This window comes from Pseudomonas sp. S07E 245 (assembly GCF_019599025.1).
Classification (GTDB): Bacteria; Pseudomonadota; Gammaproteobacteria; order Pseudomonadales; family Pseudomonadaceae; genus Aquipseudomonas; species Aquipseudomonas shirazensis.
The window spans coordinates 1,194,366-1,209,604 of the sequence record NZ_CP080625.1; the positions used below are offsets into that span (position 1 = coordinate 1,194,366).

Sequence of the window (15,239 nt, forward strand, 5' to 3'; positions counted from 1 at the left end):
CGCTCCTTGCAGTGGTTCGAACAGCCCGCTGTTAACGGGTTGACTCCGCGTCGGCTTCGGCAAATGCCTCGCGGGCCAGCCGGAAGCTGTCTACCGCCGCCGGCACGCCGCAATAAATGCCGACCTGGAGCAGGATCTCGCGAATCTGTTCACGGCTCAGGCCATTACGCAAGGCGCCGCGGATGTGCAGCTTAAGCTCATGGGGCCGATTGAGCGCGGAAATCATTGCCAAGTTTATCATGCTGCGCTCTTTGAGCGACAAACCATCACGGCCCCAGACATGCCCCCAGCAGTACTCGGTGACCAGGTCCTGCAGCGGCTTGGTGAACTCATCGGCGTTCTGCAGAGAGCGGTTGACGTACTCTTCGCCCAACACCTGCGTGCGGATCTCCAGGCCCTTTTGATACTTGTCGTTGCTCATGGCAGTGCTCCGCAATAAAACAGGGGCTGCGAACAAGGGTGAGGTTCGCCGCAGCCCCCAAAAAGTCAGCGCTGCGCCAGGCAGCGCGGTGGCACTCAGGTCAGCCGAGCGATGGCAGGGCGCCGAGCTTGCCACGATGGTAGACCATCGGCGTCACCGGCTCGGCCGGCAGCACCAGGTTTTTCACCGCACCGACGATGATCGCGTGATCGCCGCCGTCGTATTCGCGCCACAACTCGCACTCGATGATCGCGGTGGCCTTGGTCAACAGCGGGTTGCCCAGCTCGCTGAGCTGCCACTCGATGCCCTTGGCCTTGTCTTTGCCCTTGCCGGCAAAGGCATAGGCTTCGGCGGTCTGCCCGGCCGACAGCAGGTGAATGGCAAACTGCTTGCTGTCTCGCAGGATCGGGTAGGTGTCCGAGGCGTAGTTGGGGCAGAACAGCACCAGCGCCGGCTCGATCGACAGCGCACTGAAGGCGCTGGCAGTGATGCCGACGATGCCGCCGTCGGCGTCCAACGTGGTAACGACCGTGACGCCCGAGGGAAACGAGCCCATCACGTCTTTGTAGATGCCAGGTTCGATCATCTTGGCAGTGCTCCTTAGCGCATCACGAAGGGGTCGGGCATGGGCGCGGTGGACAGGTTGATCCACACGGTCTTCAGCTCGGTATAGGCCAGCACCGAATCGATGCCACTTTCACGGCCGTAGCCGCTGTTCTTGAAGCCGCCGATCGGCGCCATGGCCGAGACTGCACGGTAGGTGTTGACCCAGATGATCCCTGAGCGCACGTCACGGGCCAGCCGGTGGGCGCGGCCCAGGTCGCGGGTCCAGATACCTGCCGCCAGGCCGAACTGCGAGTCGTTGGCGATCGCCAGGGCCTCTTCTTCGGTCTTGAAACGAATGACCGCCGCGACCGGGCCGAATACTTCTTCCTGCATGATCTTCAGCGAGTTGCTGTCGCACTCGAACAGGGTCGGCTCGTAGAACCAGCCATCGCCCTCGACCTCGGCCCGCTTGCCACCCATGCGCAGTTTGGCCCCCTCGGCGCAGGCTGCGGCGACCAGGCCTTCGACCACTGCCAGCTGCTGTGCGGTGGCCATCGGGCCCATTTCGCTCTGCTCGTCCTGAGGATTACCGATGCGGATGCGTTTGGCCCGCTCGACCAGCCGTGCAACGAACTCGTCGTAGATTTCGTCCTGCACCAGCAGCCGCGAGCCGGCCACGCAGCTCTGCCCAGAGGCCGCATAGATACCGGCCACTGCACCATTGATGGCGCTGTCCAGGTCGGCGTCGGCGAAGATGATGTTGGGCGATTTGCCACCCAGCTCCAGCGACAGTTTGGCGAAGTTCTCGGCGCTACTGCGCACTACATGGCGGGCAGTCGCAGCGCCGCCGGTGAAGGCGATCTTGCGGATCAGCGGATGACGGGTGAGGGCAGCGCCAGTGCTTGGGCCGTAACCGGTGACTACGTTGACCACGCCAGGTGGGAAACCGGCCTCAAGGGCCAGGCGGGCCAGCTCGAGAATGGTCGCCGAAGCGTGCTCGGACGGCTTGAGGACGATAGTGTTACCCGCGGCCAGCGCCGGTGCCAGCTTGATTGCGGTCAGGTACAGCGGGCTGTTCCAGGGGATGATGCCGGCCACTACACCCATCGGCTCATGCACGGTGTAGGCGAACAGATCAGGCTTGTCCAGCGGCAGGGTGCCGCCTTCGAGCTTGTCGGCCAGGCCCGCGGTGTAATGGAAAAACTCTGGCAGGTAACCGACCTGGCCGCGGGTTTCGCGGATCAGCTTGCCGTTGTCGCGGCTTTCCAGCTGGGCCAGGTGTTCTTTATTCTCGGCAATCAGGTCGCCAAGCCGGCGCAGCAGTTTGCCCCGCGCAGTCGCGGTGAGGCCGCGCCAGGCCTTGCTGTCGAAGGCGCGCTGGGCCGACTGCACGGCCTGCTCGACATCAGCTTCGTCGGCGTCGGGCAGTTGCGCCCAGACCTGCGCGGTGGCCGGGTCGAGGCTGTCGAAAGTCTTGCCGTTCTGGGCATCGCACCATTGGCCATCGATGCACATCTGGAAACGAACGAGGGTCATGCAACTATCCCCTTGGCGGATTCGGTGAGGGTGCGCGCTTGACTGAGGAAGTCCAGCAGCATCTTGTTGACTTCACGCGGCGCTTCTACTGCCATCATATGCCGTTGTTCGGCGAGGACCACGCAATGTGCGCCGGGGATACGTGCGGCGAGCTGGCGGGTCATGGCCGGAGTGGAGCCGGAGTCGAGTTCGCCGGTGGCGATCAGGGTTGGTGCCTGAATGCTGCCCAGATCGCTTTCGCGGTACATGTCCTGGGTGGCGAACAGCGAATAGGTAGTGTGGTAGCCCTGCGGGTCATTGCTGGCCAGGATCTGCTTGATCGCGGCGACCTGAGCCGGGTTGGCGGCCTTGTACTCGCGGCTGAACCAGCGCTCCAGGGCGGCGTCGACGTTGGCGTCCGGGCCCAGTTCGGCCGCTTGTGCCGCGCGGGCGATGACCCCGGCGCTCTGCTCGGGCGAGCGGTTGAACACGCTGTTGAGCACCACCAGGGCCGTCAACCGCTGCGGATAATTCAGGGCAAAGGCCCGTGCCACCAAGCCGCCCATCGAGAAGCCGATAACCGTGGCCTGGGCGATCTGCAGATGGTCGAGCAGCTCGGCCAGTTGCGCGGCGTAGCCCTCAAGTGGGGTATCGGCGGCAGGCAACTGGCTCTGGCCGTGGCCGAGCATGTCGTAGGCTATGACCTTGTAGTCAGTAGCGAGGCCGACGATCTGGCCGCCCCACATTTCCTTGTTCAGGCCGACACCGTGGATCAGTACCACAGGCTGGCCTTGGCCAGTCACCAGGTAGCTGGTGCCGGCGGGTGTGCGTTCAGCAACAGGCTGAATCATCGAGGGCGCTCCTTGAGCGTGAGGCGTGGCGCTGTGCGCACGCCCCGGCCCGTTGATCTAATTGTTATTGAGCTTTTTCGGCTGCCAGTTCTTCGAGGTCGATGTAGCGGTTGCCGATGCGCGGGTGCAGGCGGCCGCCGTCAGCGGCGCCCAGTACCACCACGATCTCGTCGGCACGTGGTGCATCTTCGATCTGCATTTCCAGGGTGATGTAGTGCGAACGCAGGCCTTCGTCATCCTTCTGCATCATCGGGATCTGGATCGAGGTGCCTGGGCCGCCACGCTTGTTGGTGAAGCTCAGGTAGCTCTTGGCTTGCACCGCTTCGCGGTAATGGTTGCCAAAGCGCAGGGTGTGGATCACCGCCGAAGCGTGTTCGATCTCGCCATCGGCACCGACGACCGCCGCTTTGCCGTAGGCCTCGATCTTGTCCGCGCCGCCGATGGCAGCAATCAGACGCTCGACCATCAACGCGCCGAGGTCGGAGCAATTGGCACGGATTTCCGGTTTCAGATCATCAACGAAACCGCGACCCGCCCATGGGTTCTTGATCACCACAGCCAGGCCGACCATGGTCACCGGTTTGTCGGTGGCCTTGCCGCCTTCGATGCGGGTTTCTTCGGAGTAGGTGACGATCTTGCGGATTTCGAAACTCATGGGTGGCTCCTGTCAAAGGTATCTGGTCTTGTTGTCTGATGGTATACCATAATATTTGTTCTGCAATAGCTTGATTGAAATTTCTCCAGCGATAAGACCAAAGGCCGGGCAATCCAGTGATGCAGGTGCGGGGGGAGGTAGATGATCGGCAAAAAAATGCCCGCTCTCGCAGGCGATCAAGCCCGCAGGAGCGGGCTGTTCCCGCAATGAATTCAGGTAATGGGAATTCAGTTGAAAGCCGGCACGACTTCCTTGATGAACAACTCCAGCGACTTCTTCTTTTCGGCATGCGGCAAGCTGTTGTCACACCAGAAGCTGAACTCGTCGACGCCGAGCTCCTGGTAGTACTTGATGCGCGCAATGATTTCTTCAGGCGTGCCGATCATGGTGTTCTTGCGAATGTTGTCCAGCTCGAAGGCGGGCACTTCGGCAAACTTCGACTCCGGGCTCGGCTCGAGGAAGCCATTGACCGGAACGGTCTTGTTGCCGAACCAGGCATCGAAGGTGCGGTAGAAGCGCGCAATCGCTTTGGCGCCGATCTTCCAGCCATCTGGATCTGCAGCGCTGTGCACGTGGGTGTGGCGCAGCACCATCAGTTGCGGGCGCGGTACCTCTGGGTTGTTGTCCAGTGCGGCCTGGAATTTGTTTTTCAGGTCGAGCACTTCTTCGTCACCCTTCATCAACGGGGTGACCATCACGTTGCAGCCGTTCTTCACGGCAAAGTTGTGCGAGTCTGGGTCACGTGCGGCAATCCACATCGGCGGCATGCCGCTTTGGACTGGCTTGGGTACGCTGGTCGAAGTAGGGAATTTGTACACCTCGCCTTCGAAGGCGTAATCGCCTTTCCACAATTCGCGGACCGCCGGGACCATCTCACGCAGAGCCTTGCCGCCTTCAGTGGCGGGCATGCCATTGGCCATGCGGTCGAATTCGAATTGGTAGGCGCCGCGCGCCAGGCCCACTTCCATTCGCCCGTTGCTGATCACGTCGAGCAGGGCGCATTCGCCGGCTACCCGGATCGGGTTCCAAAACGGCGCGATGATGGTGCCGGCGCCCAGGCGAATCTTCTCGGTGCGTGCGGCCAGGTAGGCCAGCAGCGGCATCGGGCTGGGCGAAATGGTGTATTCCATGGCGTGGTGTTCGCCGATCCACACGGTGCTGAAACCGCCGTCCTCGGCCATCAGGGTCAGTTCGGTGAGGTCTTCGAACAACTGGCGGTGGCTGACCTGTTCATCCCAACGTTCCATGTGCACGAACAACGAAAATTTCATGGGGCATTCCTCAACGCTTGAATGTCGCGCCTGGCAGGGCAGGCGTCAGTGATCACAACGGACGCGCCTGGCATCCGTAGACAGAATAGGCAGTGCTCAGGCGAAGGCAGGCAGGCTGGCCATCTTGCCGCGGCAGTAGATCATCGGCTGTGGCGCTTGCTCAGGCACGATCAGGTTCTGCACCTTGCCGACCATGATGGCGTGGTCGCCACCTTCATATTCACGCCACAGTTCGCACTCGATGATTGCGGTGGCGTTGGCCAGCAGGGGATTGCCCAGCTCGCTCAAGGTCCACTCGATGCCAGCGGTCTTGTCCTTGCCCTTTTTCGCGAAGGCGTAAGCCTCGGCCTGCTGCTCGCCGGAGAGCAGGTGAATGGCAAAGCGCTTTTTGGCGATCAGGACAGGGTAGGAGTCGGAGCTGTAATTAGGGCAGAACAGCACCAGCGGCGGGTCCATCGACAGCGAGGAAAACGCGCTGGCGGTAAGGCCGACGATCTGGCCGTCGTCATCCAGGGTGGTGATGACGGTAACGCCGGACGGGAAGGAGCCCAGGACGTTCTTGTAGACGGTTGCGTCGATCATGAAGTGATCCTCTTCGCAGGGGAGCGGTGGTCCGCTTTTTATCGTTGATGTGTCTGATGGTATACCGTAATACTCGTTTTGCAAGCGCTAATTACGCATCTGGAAAAAACACGATGAAAGGCGCCAACCCTTTGAATACGGGGTCTTGCCGTCAATTTAGACTGGCTTGGAAGGTTGCTGAACCGGATCAGTTACTGATTTTTAAGGCGGCGCAGTGTTGTCAAAAGTTTGGAATACCATAATATGGTCCGCAGCTGAGAGGCCGCCATGAGCGGTTTCCTACAACGATAAAAACGACCCTTTCGAGCTGAATTCCTATGTCCCAATCGTCGTCGCAGCACCAGTTTGTCGAGAATCACACGGTCGATTACGTTCCACCTGCAGAGCGCCACGGGAAGGCGCGCGACCTGTTCACCCTCTGGTTCAGCACCAACATCGCGCCACTGCCCATCGTCACCGGCGCCATGGTGGTTCAGGTGTTTCATCTGAATCTGCTGTGGGGGTTGATCGCCATCGCTCTAGGGCACTTGCTCGGCGGGGTGGTGATTGCCCTGGCCTCGGCGCAGGGGCCGCAATTGGGCATTCCGCAAATGGTCCAGAGCCGTGGCCAGTTCGGCCGCTATGGCGCTCTGCTGATCGTGTTCTTCACCGCACTTATCTATGTTGGCTTCTTCATCTCCAACATCGTGCTGGCCGGCAAATCGATCCATGGCATTGCCCCCAGCGTACCGATGCCGACGGCAATCGTGATCGGCGCGCTCAGCGCCACGGCGATCGGCGTGATCGGCTACCGCTTCATTCATAGCCTCAACCGCATCGGCACCTGGGTCATGGGTTCGGCGCTGCTGGCCGGTTTCATCATGATGTTCGTCCAGGACCTGCCCGCCGACTTCTTCAGCCGCGGCAGCTTCAACTTGTCCGGCTTCATCGCCACTGTGTCGCTGGGCACCATCTGGCAGATCAGCTTCTCGCCCTACACCTCTGATTACTCGCGCTATCTGCCGCGCGAAATCGGCATCGCCAAGCCGTTCTGGGCGACCTATTTCGGTGCCACCCTGGGCACCATCCTGTGCTTCAGTTTTGGCGCGATTGCGGTGCTGTGCGTGCCGGAAGGCACTGATGCCATGGCGGCGGTGGAACAAGCCACTGGCTGGTTGGGGCCGATCCTGATGGTGCTGTTCCTGCTCAATATCATCAGCCACAACGCCCTCAATCTGTACGGCGCGGTGCTGTCGATCGTGACCGCGATTCAGACCTTCGCGGCGCAGTGGACTCCCAGCATCAAGGTGCGGGTGATCCTCGCTGCAGTGATTCTGCTCGGTTGTGGGATGGTTGCGCTGAACGCGTCGGCTGACTTCATCGGCCAGTTCATCGGGTTGATCCTGGCACTGCTGCTGGTGCTGGTGCCGTGGGCGTCGATCAACCTCATCGATTTCTACCTGATCAAGAAAGGCGTGTACGACATCGCCTCGATCTTCAGCGCCGATGGCGGCATCTATGGGCGCTTCAACCACCACGCGATCATTGCCTACGCCTGCGGCATTCTGGTGCAGCTGCCGTTTGCCAATACTGCGCTGTATGTCGGGCCGTACTCGAATCTGGTCGAGGGCGCAGATTTGTCGTGGTTGTTTGGCTTGTTGGTGACCTGCCCGCTGTATTACTGCCTGGCCACACGTGGCCAGACCCAGCGGGCTGGCAAGCCGCTACACATCAACCCCTGATAGACAGCGGGGGCTGCTCGGCAGCCCCCTTTTACTGTCAAAGCTTGAACTGCGCCACCATCCCGTTCAGGTCCACTGCCAGGCGCGACAGATCCTGCGCCGCAGCGCTGGTCTGGTTGGCGCCCGCCGAGGTCTGCATCGACAGATCGCGGATGTTGACCAGGTTGCGGTCCACCTCTCGCGCCACCTGCGCCTGTTCTTCGGAGGCGCTGGCGATGACCAGGTTGCGCTGGTTGATCGAGGCAATCGCTTCAGCAATTACCTCCAACGCTTCGCCGGCTGACTGGGCCACTTCCAAGGTGCCGTTGGCGCGGCTGCGGCTGCTGTGCATGGCTGTCACGGCGCGTTCGGTGCCGTTCTGGATACCGGCAATCATCTGTTCGATTTCAGCGGTGGACTCCTGAGTGCGGTGGGCGAGGGCGCGCACCTCGTCGGCGACCACGGCAAAACCGCGGCCAGCTTCGCCAGCGCGGGCGGCTTCGATTGCCGCATTGAGGGCCAGCAGGTTGGTCTGCCCGGCGATGGCGCCGATCACGTCCAGCACGCGACTGATTTCGTTGGCACTGGTGGCCAGTTGTTCGATTTCAGTTGAAGTGCCGCTGACGTCGTTGACCAGATGCTGGATCGAGCTGAGTGCCTGATTGACCTGATCGCGACCGTCACGGGTGCTCTGGTCGGCGCCTTTGGATGCATCGGCAGTGGTCACGGCGTTGTTGGCGACTTCTTCGACGGCGGCAGTCATCTGGTTGACCGCAGTGGCTGCCTGGTCAATTTCGGCGCTTTGCTGATGCAGGCCGCGGCTGGTGTCTTCGGTCACGCTGTGCAGCTCTTCGGAGGCCGAGGCCAACTGGTCGGATGAGGCAGAGATCTTGCGCAGGGTGTCGCGCAGGCTGCTCTGCATCCGCGCCAGGGCAGCGAGCAGCAGGGCTGGCTCGTCCTGGCCTTGTACACGGATGTCCTGGGTCAGATCGTTGGTGGCGACGCGTTCTGCCACTGCGACGGCATCAGCCAAGGGCACGACGATGCTGCGGGTGAGCAGAATCGCGATGGCCACCAGTGCACCGAGGATGATCAACAGCGACACGACGATCACCGAAAACGCCTCATCGGCCACGTCGCTGCTGCGCTGGGAGGCCGCCTCGGCGCCATTGCTGTTGTAAACGAGCAGAGCGCCCAGGGCTTTCATCATCACATCGGCGGACTGCGCCATGGCGCCAGTCAATAACGCATTGGCCTCGTCAGCCTTGCCAGCCACTATCAAGCCGAGTACCTGCTTCTGCTGATCCAGATACTGGCGCTCGGCGGCGGCGAAGGTATTGAACAGGGCGCGATCATCAGCAGCGACGATGGTTGCTTCATAGGCCTTGATACCGCTGGCCAGTTGCTGGTTGATGCTGTCGACCAGGGCCATGCTGCTCTGGCGGGCACTTGCCTGTGTTTCCAGTGCGGTGCGCAGGGTAATGGCGCGGGCGCGGCCCAGATTGGTGCCGACGTCGCTCAAGGCAACCATGGCCGGGATCCAGGTATCGCGGATCTCATCGGTGGAGCGGTCCATCTGGCGGGTTTCGTACAGTGAGAGTAAGCCCATGACCAGTACCAGCACGCCCAGCAGGGTAAACACACTGGCGGCGCGAGTGCCGATCTTCATATTCCGTAATTGCATGGGAAGCTCCTTGACGATGGCTGGCAGGCGTCAAGAGCTGGTTCGGCGAAGCCGCGTCACCTGATAGGCGCCGGGCTCTCGATGCGCTGCGAAAGGGTGAGGTTGTTCCTCAATCGTGCTGATTGTTTTTTTCGATGATGCCACAGTGCCACTATTATTGACCACTCATTCAATGTAACTGCAACTTACGACAGTTCCGTCATTTTCTGACGAAACTGTCAGCTTTGTTACGCTCAGACGATAGCAATCGCGGGGTCGGCGGCAGCCAGCGCCGTGGCCCTGTCTGCGGCTGGCGGGTAGATCCATTGCGTGTTGATTTGCCGTTTGACTGCCTTGCCTTCCTCACCTTGCAGTTTCAGCTCGCGCTCCCAACCTTCGCTGAAGGTCGCGCCCCACGCGCCGAGGTCGAGGCAGGTGACATATTTGGGCTGGCGATAGACCACGGGCGTTAGTGCGAGCAGATCTGCTGCGGCGTTGTTGCCCGCATGGCGGCCCATAGGGATGGCATGCTGGCAGGTCATCAGGGCATGGTTGCCGAGGTCATCGACGGCCGCCCAGGCAACGTCGCCGGTGGCATAGATGTGTTCCTGACCTTTGACCTTGAGATGCTCGTCTACCCGCAGCCGGCCGTGGCCGTCGCGCTCGCCGGGTATTTGTGCCGTCAATGGGCTGGCCTGCACGCCGACGGTCCAGATCACTGTCTTGCTGGCGATGTAGTCGCCGTTGTCCAGCGTGACGCCGCCACTGTCGACTGCCACCACCGAGGTGCCGGGCAACCATTCCACGCCGGCTTGTTTGCAGGCGGCGACGATTGAGGGAGTGATCCCGGCGCCTAGTGCCGCGCCGATCTGTGCGCCGCGGTCGACCACCACTACGCGCAAGCGGGTCTCGGCGCCGAGCATTGCACGCAAACGCTCGGGCATTTCGGTTGCCGTTTCGATGCCGGTGAAACCGCCGCCGCACACCACCACGGTGTTGCGCGCAGGGGATCCCGGCAGCGCGGCGAGCGCGTGCAGATGCTGTTCAAGGCGCACGGCCGATTCCAGTTGGTCGACATCAAAGGTGTGCTCGGCCAGGCCGGCAATGTTCGGGCGCGCCACCTGGCTGCCGGCGGCGAGGATCAGGCGCCGATAGCTGATCCGTTGGTTGTCGCCAGCGCCGTCTTCATAGCTGACCTGGCATCCATCCGGGTCGATCGCCCGGGCGTGACCCTCGATGAACTTCACCCCAACCGCATCGAACAAGGCGGTCAGAGGCGCCTGCAGGGTATGTGCCTGGGCCTCGTAAAGGCGTGGGCGGATGCGCATCTGCGGCTGAGGGGCGAGAACGCTGATGCTCAACTCGCCGCGTTGCGCCTGGTCGAGCAAGCGCGCAGCGCTGAGTGCGCTCCACACGCCAGCGAAGCCTGCGCCGATGATCAGGATGTCGGTTTTCATGGGATTGCTCCGGGTGATTGAGAGGGACGAGACACCATCGAGCACAATCCTGTTGTCGCTCGAATAACTACGACTCTATTGGTCGTAGTTATAAATCACAAGTGTTTTGTTGATTGCGATCAGCGTCGAACCAGCCGGTCTTTGCCTACAGGCGGCCACAGGCGTACCATTTGCGACTAATCCAGTCGGAGATTGATATGTCGCTTTACAGCGCCGGGGTTGAATACGGCATCCATTGCCTGCTGCTGTTGCTCAATGAGCAGGGTGAGAGCCGCGAAGCCAGCGTGCGTGATCTGGCCGAGCTGCAGGGGGTGCCTCAGGAATACCTGGCCAAGGTCTTTACCAAACTGGCTCGCGCCGGCCTGGTGGCGGCCACCGAAGGCGTGCGCGGCGGGTTTCGCCTGGCGCGGCCGGCGGCCGAGATCAGCGTGTTGGACATCGCCACTGCAATTGACGGGGCGAAGAAGATTTTCGATTGCCGCGAAATCCGCGAGCGCTGTGTGCTGTTCGAGGGCTCGGCGCCGAGCTGGGCGACCGAGGGCACCTGCGCAATCCACGCGGTGATGATCAGCGCGCAGAAACGCATGGAAGAGACCCTGGCCCAGCAGAGCATCCTTGATCTGGGGCAGCGCTTCGGGCGCAAGGCGCCGGCGCAGTTTGGCGAACAGCTCAACGACTGGATGAGCGATCGCCGCGAGGGCAAGGGCAGCGCCGGCGACATCCCTTTGACCGAGGTTTGAGCGGGGCGGTCAATGCACCGCTTGGCGCTGCCCGACGCAGGCCTGGGCCTGTAGCGCCAGTTCGTCAAGGCGCTCATCGCGGCGCTGTTCGGCGTCGATCATGGCGTCTTCGCCTTGCTGCTTGAGCAGGTAGGCATGGATCTGGCGCACTTCCAGCGTTTCATAGATCGGGGCGATATCCAGAGTGCCGATCAGCGCGCCGCTGGCGTGGCCGGTGCTGCTCATCAGCACTTGCGGGCCACGTGCCGCGACCACCTGCATGCCCATTTCTTCAAACCAGGGCACCAGCCCTGCGAAGGCATTCAGTTCGACACAGCTGTAGCGTGACTGCAGGTCAGCCAGCAGTGCGCGAGCGATGCCCTGGCGACGGTGGCTGGGCAGCACCACCATGAACGCCAGCGAGCAGGCCTGCGGGTCGTCCTGAGCGGGCAGAGTGAGCGCGAAACCCAGTAGTTGATCAGGCGCATCGGCATCCAGCGCGAGCAACAACTGCACGGCCAGCCCACGTGTGCCGTCCATGGCTTGCAGGTACTGGTGCACCTCAAGGCCGACACCGTATTGATAGAGCGGGTAGAGCGGGTTGTCACTGCTGATGGCGACACTACTCAGCTCGCCGACATGGTCGATCACCAACTGGCGGATCTGGTTCTGGAAGGATTCGGGCGGCACGCTGTCGAGGCGGCTGAGAATGAACATTGCAGGCAAAGCTCCGGCTGGCAAAAACACCCCGCGTCAACGGCAACGCGGGGTGACAGTCTACCCGGTTTTGTCGGTTCAGCTGTGCTCGGCGAACGCCGCCAGCATCAGGTCAAGGTTTTGTACCGCCGCGCCCGAGGCACCTTTGCCCAGGTTGTCGAATACCGCAGTGAGCACAACCTGGCCGTGCTCCGGGTTGGCGAACAGCGCCAGGCGCAGATCATTGCTGTCGTTGAGCGCTTCTGGGTCCAGTGCTGCGGCTGGCCCGTGCTGGTGCAATGGCATCAACTGGACGTGACGGGCGTTTTGATAATGCTCCTGCAGGCAAGCTTGCAGATGCTCGGCATTCACCCCAGCAGGCAACAGCCGCAATTGCAGCGGGATGCTCAGCACGATGCCCTGGCGGTAATCGCCATAGCCTGGGAGAAATACTGGCCGCGCGCTGAGCCCAGCATGCTGCTGGATCTCCGGCACATGCTTGTGGGCCAGATCAAGGCCGTACAGCTGCAGCGTAGGCATGCGCTCTGCGCGTGGCTGTTCATGCCGCTCGACCGCGGCCCGGCCGCCGCCGGAGTAGCCTGAGATCGCATGTACTGTCAGTGGATAGTCGGTGGGCAGCAGCCCGGCCTCGATCAGTGGCCGCAACAGGGCAATGGCCCCGGTTGGGTAGCAGCCAGGGTTGCTCACCCGCTTGGCCTGGGCGATGCGCTCAGGCTGCTGCGCATCCAGTTCCGGCAAGCCATACACCCACCCTGGTGCAGTGCGGTGGGCGGAGCTGGCGTCGATGACCCGCACCGCCGGGTTGTTGATCGCCGCTACCGCTTCGATCGCGGCGGCATCCGGCAGGCACAGCAGGGCGATATCGGCGCTGTTGATCGCCTCTGCGCGGCGCTGTGGGTCCTTGCGCTCGGCTTCGGCCAGGGTCAGCAGGCGCAAGTCGTTGCGCCCGTGCAGGCGGGCGTGGATCTGCAGGCCGGTGGTGCCTTGGTCGCCGTCGATAAAGACCAGAGGAGTACGCATGGGGCGATGTCCGTGTAATAAGGAAGATGGCCTATGCTCGCTCACGACTGGACGAATGGAAATTTGCATTTCATGATGATCACGTTCAGAAATCCTGAATCAGGGAGCGCTTCCGTGTCAGTCCATTTGCATCCAGCCCATGCGTGAAATCAGCCTCGACCGTTTGCGCACTCTGGTGGTGATTGCCGACCTTGGCTCGTTCGCTGAAGCTGCCCGCCAGCTCAACCTGGCGCCGCCGACCATCAGCCTGCACGTCGCCGAGTTGGAGGCGCGGGTAGGGGCGCCGCTGCTCAGCCGGACCCGCGGTCAGGTGCGCCCGACGGCCATCGGCGAGACGCTGCTGGTGCGGTCGCGAAAGCTGCTGGCAGACGCCGAACTGGCACTGGAGGAGGTGCGCCGACAGGTGCAGGGCTTGACTGGGCGGGTGCGGCTGGGCGCGTCGACTGGCGCCATCGCCCATCTGTTGCCGCAGGCGCTGGAGAGGCTGCGGGTCGAGCATCCGGGGATTGATGTGCAGGTGCAGGTGTTGACTTCGCAGGCTTCGTTGGCGGGTCTGCGCGAGGGGCGGTTGGATATTGCTCTGGTGGCACTGCCGCAGGTGGCTGGCAAAGGCGTGCAGATTACGCCTTGGCGGCGGGATCCGATCATGGCCTATGTGCCCAGTGAATGGCGCCCGCCTGCGCGGGTGACGCCGGCGTGGCTGGCTCAGCGGGCGTTGATTCTCAACGACAGCAGTACTCAGTTATCGCGAGTGATTGCGCAGTGGTTTGGGGCAGCGGGGTTGTTTCCTGAACCGCGCATCGAGCTGAATTTCAATGACGCGATCAAGAGCCTGGTCGGTGCTGGGTATGGTGCGACGCTGTTGCCGCAGGAGGGCGAGGTGGCGGCGCTGGATCCGCGAGTGAGTCGGCGGCCGCTGCGGCCGGGGTTGTGGCGGCAACTGGGGATTGCTTGCAGGGTTGGTGAGATGGAGCGCGCCACCGGCTATGTGCTGGCGGCGTTGCAAGGGTTGCGGCAGTGATTCGAAGCGCACATGGTGTCTGTGGGAGCGCCCCGGCAAGGCCGCTCCTACAGAGTGCGTATGCTGCGGGCGGCCCTTTCAGTACTTCTCGCACAGCTGATACCCCAGCCCATGCACCGTGTGCAGTAACGGGCTGTCGAACTGTTTGTCGATGATGCTGCGCAGGATATGGATGTTGCTGCGCAGGTTGTCGCCCTGCGGTGCGTCACGTCCCCAGATGGTTTCTTCGAGCTCGCTGCGACGGACCAGGTTGGGGCTCTTTTGCATGAGCACCTCGAGCAGTTTGCGGCTGGTTGGCTTGAGCTTGAGCACCGTGCCGGCTCGGGTCACCTCGAGGGTGTCGAGGTCGAACTGCAGGTCGGCTACTACCAGCTTGCGACTGGCGCGCTGCTGGCGCCGAGCGACCACTGACTGCACCCTGGCCAGCACTTCGGACATGGCGAACGGCTTGACGATGTAATCGTCGGCACCGACCTTGAACCCGGTCAGGCGATCGCTCAGCTCATCGCGTGCGCTGAGCATGACGATCGCCACCTGCGAGCGCGAATGCTCGCGCAGGCTGTGGCAGATCTGATTGCCGTCGATGCCTGGCAACATGATGTCGAGGATGATGGCGTCAAAGTTGTGCGACGCCGCCAGATGCAGGCCGGTCAGGCCGTCCAGCGCGCCGGTGACCTCGTGACCCCTGAGCTGGAGAAACTCGACCAGATTGTCGTGAATATCGCGGTGGTCCTCGATAACCAGAATTCTCATTGCTGTCCCTTGTGTTTGAAGCGCATCAACCGCGTGTCGATAACTCTTGAAGTCTTATGCCAACCGCTCAAAGCGGGCAAACGTGCAAGCCTCGGCGTCGGAGTCAGTGCGGGCAAGCCCTGCAAGGCTGGCCGGCCATAGCAGAACAGGGCCGTCAGCCAGGTCGTCAACCAGACAAAGATCCCGGCCCAGAACGTATGTGACATGAAGTGCCAGCCTTGCAGTACCCGGGTGGTGCCATAGACCAAACCTAGCAAGACAACCCCCACCAACAGCAGCCGTGCGTGGCGCCATCGGGTGCGCAGTGACGGCTGCATGGCTCAACTACCTCTCTTGGCAATCAACCTG

At 62.1% G+C, this 15,239-nt stretch carries 15 protein-coding genes and 1 pseudogene; 3 read left to right on the forward strand and 13 right to left on the reverse strand.

From position 1 onward, the window contains the following. Positions 1-31 precede the first annotated feature (31 nt). The 7 genes from K3F44_RS05335 to K3F44_RS05365 all read right to left on the reverse strand — a co-directional run bounded on the left by K3F44_RS05335 (position 32) and on the right by K3F44_RS05365 (position 5,841). Positions 32-421 (reverse strand): carboxymuconolactone decarboxylase family protein, encoded by a 390-nt coding sequence (locus K3F44_RS05335; RefSeq protein ID WP_101318865.1) that lies wholly within the window; start codon positions 419-421, stop codon positions 32-34. 100 nt (positions 422-521) lie between these two features. Then, entirely contained in the window at positions 522-1,007 is a 486-nt protein-coding gene (locus K3F44_RS05340; protein WP_103437117.1) for a flavin reductase family protein, read from the reverse strand. A 14-nt stretch (positions 1,008-1,021) separates the two neighbouring features. Then, positions 1,022-2,503 (reverse strand): aldehyde dehydrogenase, encoded by a 1,482-nt coding sequence (locus K3F44_RS05345; RefSeq protein ID WP_101318869.1) that lies wholly within the window; start codon positions 2,501-2,503, stop codon positions 1,022-1,024. Further along, on the reverse strand, positions 2,500-3,333 hold the full coding sequence (locus K3F44_RS05350) for an alpha/beta fold hydrolase (RefSeq protein ID WP_101318871.1): 834 nt from the start codon (positions 3,331-3,333) through the stop codon (positions 2,500-2,502). Before K3F44_RS05350 ends, K3F44_RS05345 begins: the two co-directional genes overlap by 4 nt. 64 nt (positions 3,334-3,397) lie before the next feature. Next, positions 3,398-3,988 carry an amino acid synthesis family protein gene (locus tag K3F44_RS05355; RefSeq protein ID WP_101318873.1) on the reverse strand — a complete coding sequence of 197 codons (591 nt, stop codon included), beginning with the start codon at positions 3,986-3,988 and terminating at the stop codon, positions 3,398-3,400. A 227-nt stretch (positions 3,989-4,215) separates the two neighbouring features. After that, positions 4,216-5,259, reverse strand: a complete 1,044-nt coding sequence (locus K3F44_RS05360) for an LLM class flavin-dependent oxidoreductase (RefSeq protein ID WP_101318875.1) — start codon at positions 5,257-5,259, stop codon at positions 4,216-4,218. Positions 5,260-5,355: 96 nt separating this feature from the next. Beyond that, positions 5,356-5,841 (reverse strand): flavin reductase family protein, encoded by a 486-nt coding sequence (locus tag K3F44_RS05365; RefSeq protein WP_220633488.1) that lies wholly within the window; start codon positions 5,839-5,841, stop codon positions 5,356-5,358. A gap of 317 nt (positions 5,842-6,158) precedes the next feature. Here K3F44_RS05365 and K3F44_RS05370 point away from each other — a divergent pair, with 317 nt between their 5' ends. Further along, entirely contained in the window at positions 6,159-7,562 is a 1,404-nt protein-coding gene (locus K3F44_RS05370) for a cytosine permease (RefSeq protein WP_220633489.1), read from the forward strand. A 37-nt stretch (positions 7,563-7,599) separates the two neighbouring features. On the opposite strand, the gene K3F44_RS05375 is transcribed toward K3F44_RS05370, so the two are convergent. Together K3F44_RS05375 and K3F44_RS05380 are read right to left on the reverse strand one after the other, a co-directional pair. Then, positions 7,600-9,225: a methyl-accepting chemotaxis protein gene (locus tag K3F44_RS05375; RefSeq protein WP_150571901.1), complete on the reverse strand. Its 1,626-nt coding sequence runs from the start codon at positions 9,223-9,225 to the stop codon at positions 7,600-7,602. Between the two features lie 233 nt (positions 9,226-9,458). Beyond that, positions 9,459-10,661 carry an NAD(P)/FAD-dependent oxidoreductase gene (locus K3F44_RS05380; protein ID WP_220633490.1) on the reverse strand — a complete coding sequence of 401 codons (1,203 nt, stop codon included), beginning with the start codon at positions 10,659-10,661 and terminating at the stop codon, positions 9,459-9,461. 197 nt (positions 10,662-10,858) lie between these two features. Between K3F44_RS05380 and K3F44_RS05385 the strand changes: the two genes are divergently transcribed. Next, a complete protein-coding gene (locus K3F44_RS05385) occupies positions 10,859-11,401 on the forward strand; it encodes an Rrf2 family transcriptional regulator (protein ID WP_220633491.1) in 543 nt (180 codons plus the stop codon). 9 nt (positions 11,402-11,410) lie between these two features. Here K3F44_RS05385 and K3F44_RS05390 read toward each other — a convergent pair whose 3' ends face one another. Together K3F44_RS05390 and argC are read right to left on the reverse strand one after the other, a co-directional pair. Next, positions 11,411-12,097: a GNAT family N-acetyltransferase gene (locus K3F44_RS05390; protein ID WP_220633492.1), complete on the reverse strand. Its 687-nt coding sequence runs from the start codon at positions 12,095-12,097 to the stop codon at positions 11,411-11,413. Positions 12,098-12,175: 78 nt separating this feature from the next. Then, a complete protein-coding gene (argC, locus tag K3F44_RS05395; RefSeq protein ID WP_220633493.1) occupies positions 12,176-13,117 on the reverse strand; it encodes an N-acetyl-gamma-glutamyl-phosphate reductase in 942 nt (313 codons plus the stop codon). Between the two features lie 139 nt (positions 13,118-13,256). Between argC and K3F44_RS05400 the strand changes: the two genes are divergently transcribed. Continuing rightward, a complete protein-coding gene (locus K3F44_RS05400) occupies positions 13,257-14,138 on the forward strand; it encodes a LysR family transcriptional regulator (RefSeq protein WP_220633494.1) in 882 nt (293 codons plus the stop codon). A gap of 78 nt (positions 14,139-14,216) precedes the next feature. On the opposite strand, the gene K3F44_RS05405 is transcribed toward K3F44_RS05400, so the two are convergent. Together K3F44_RS05405 and K3F44_RS24745 are read right to left on the reverse strand one after the other, a co-directional pair. Next, positions 14,217-14,891: a response regulator transcription factor gene (locus K3F44_RS05405; protein WP_220633495.1), complete on the reverse strand. Its 675-nt coding sequence runs from the start codon at positions 14,889-14,891 to the stop codon at positions 14,217-14,219. Further along, a pseudogene (locus tag K3F44_RS24745) lies at positions 14,888-15,199 on the reverse strand (hypothetical protein); the annotation flags it as partial. The gene K3F44_RS05405 and the pseudogene K3F44_RS24745, both read right to left, overlap by 4 nt. Positions 15,200-15,239 lie beyond the last annotated feature (40 nt).

Excerpts from the sequence above, each read along its gene's own strand:
- K3F44_RS05335 (WP_101318865.1), bottom strand. The coding sequence starts at position 421 with ATGAGCAACGACAAGTATCAAAAGGGCCTGGAGATCCGCACGCAGGTG.
- K3F44_RS05340 (WP_103437117.1), bottom strand. The coding sequence starts at position 1,007 with ATGATCGAACCTGGCATCTACAAAGACGTGATGGGCTCGTTTCCCTCG.
- K3F44_RS05345 (WP_101318869.1), bottom strand. The coding sequence starts at position 2,503 with ATGACCCTCGTTCGTTTCCAGATGTGCATCGATGGCCAATGGTGCGAT.
- K3F44_RS05350 (WP_101318871.1), bottom strand. The coding sequence starts at position 3,333 with ATGATTCAGCCTGTTGCTGAACGCACACCCGCCGGCACCAGCTACCTG.
- K3F44_RS05355 (WP_101318873.1), bottom strand. The coding sequence starts at position 3,988 with ATGAGTTTCGAAATCCGCAAGATCGTCACCTACTCCGAAGAAACCCGC.
- K3F44_RS05360 (WP_101318875.1), bottom strand. The coding sequence starts at position 5,259 with ATGAAATTTTCGTTGTTCGTGCACATGGAACGTTGGGATGAACAGGTC.
- K3F44_RS05365 (WP_220633488.1), bottom strand. The coding sequence starts at position 5,841 with ATGATCGACGCAACCGTCTACAAGAACGTCCTGGGCTCCTTCCCGTCC.
- K3F44_RS05370 (WP_220633489.1), top strand. The coding sequence starts at position 6,159 with ATGTCCCAATCGTCGTCGCAGCACCAGTTTGTCGAGAATCACACGGTC.
- K3F44_RS05375 (WP_150571901.1), bottom strand. The coding sequence starts at position 9,225 with ATGCAATTACGGAATATGAAGATCGGCACTCGCGCCGCCAGTGTGTTT.
- K3F44_RS05380 (WP_220633490.1), bottom strand. The coding sequence starts at position 10,661 with ATGAAAACCGACATCCTGATCATCGGCGCAGGCTTCGCTGGCGTGTGG.
- K3F44_RS05385 (WP_220633491.1), top strand. The coding sequence starts at position 10,859 with ATGTCGCTTTACAGCGCCGGGGTTGAATACGGCATCCATTGCCTGCTG.
- K3F44_RS05390 (WP_220633492.1), bottom strand. The coding sequence starts at position 12,097 with ATGTTCATTCTCAGCCGCCTCGACAGCGTGCCGCCCGAATCCTTCCAG.
- argC (WP_220633493.1), bottom strand. The coding sequence starts at position 13,117 with ATGCGTACTCCTCTGGTCTTTATCGACGGCGACCAAGGCACCACCGGC.
- K3F44_RS05400 (WP_220633494.1), top strand. The coding sequence starts at position 13,257 with ATGCGTGAAATCAGCCTCGACCGTTTGCGCACTCTGGTGGTGATTGCC.
- K3F44_RS05405 (WP_220633495.1), bottom strand. The coding sequence starts at position 14,891 with ATGAGAATTCTGGTTATCGAGGACCACCGCGATATTCACGACAATCTG.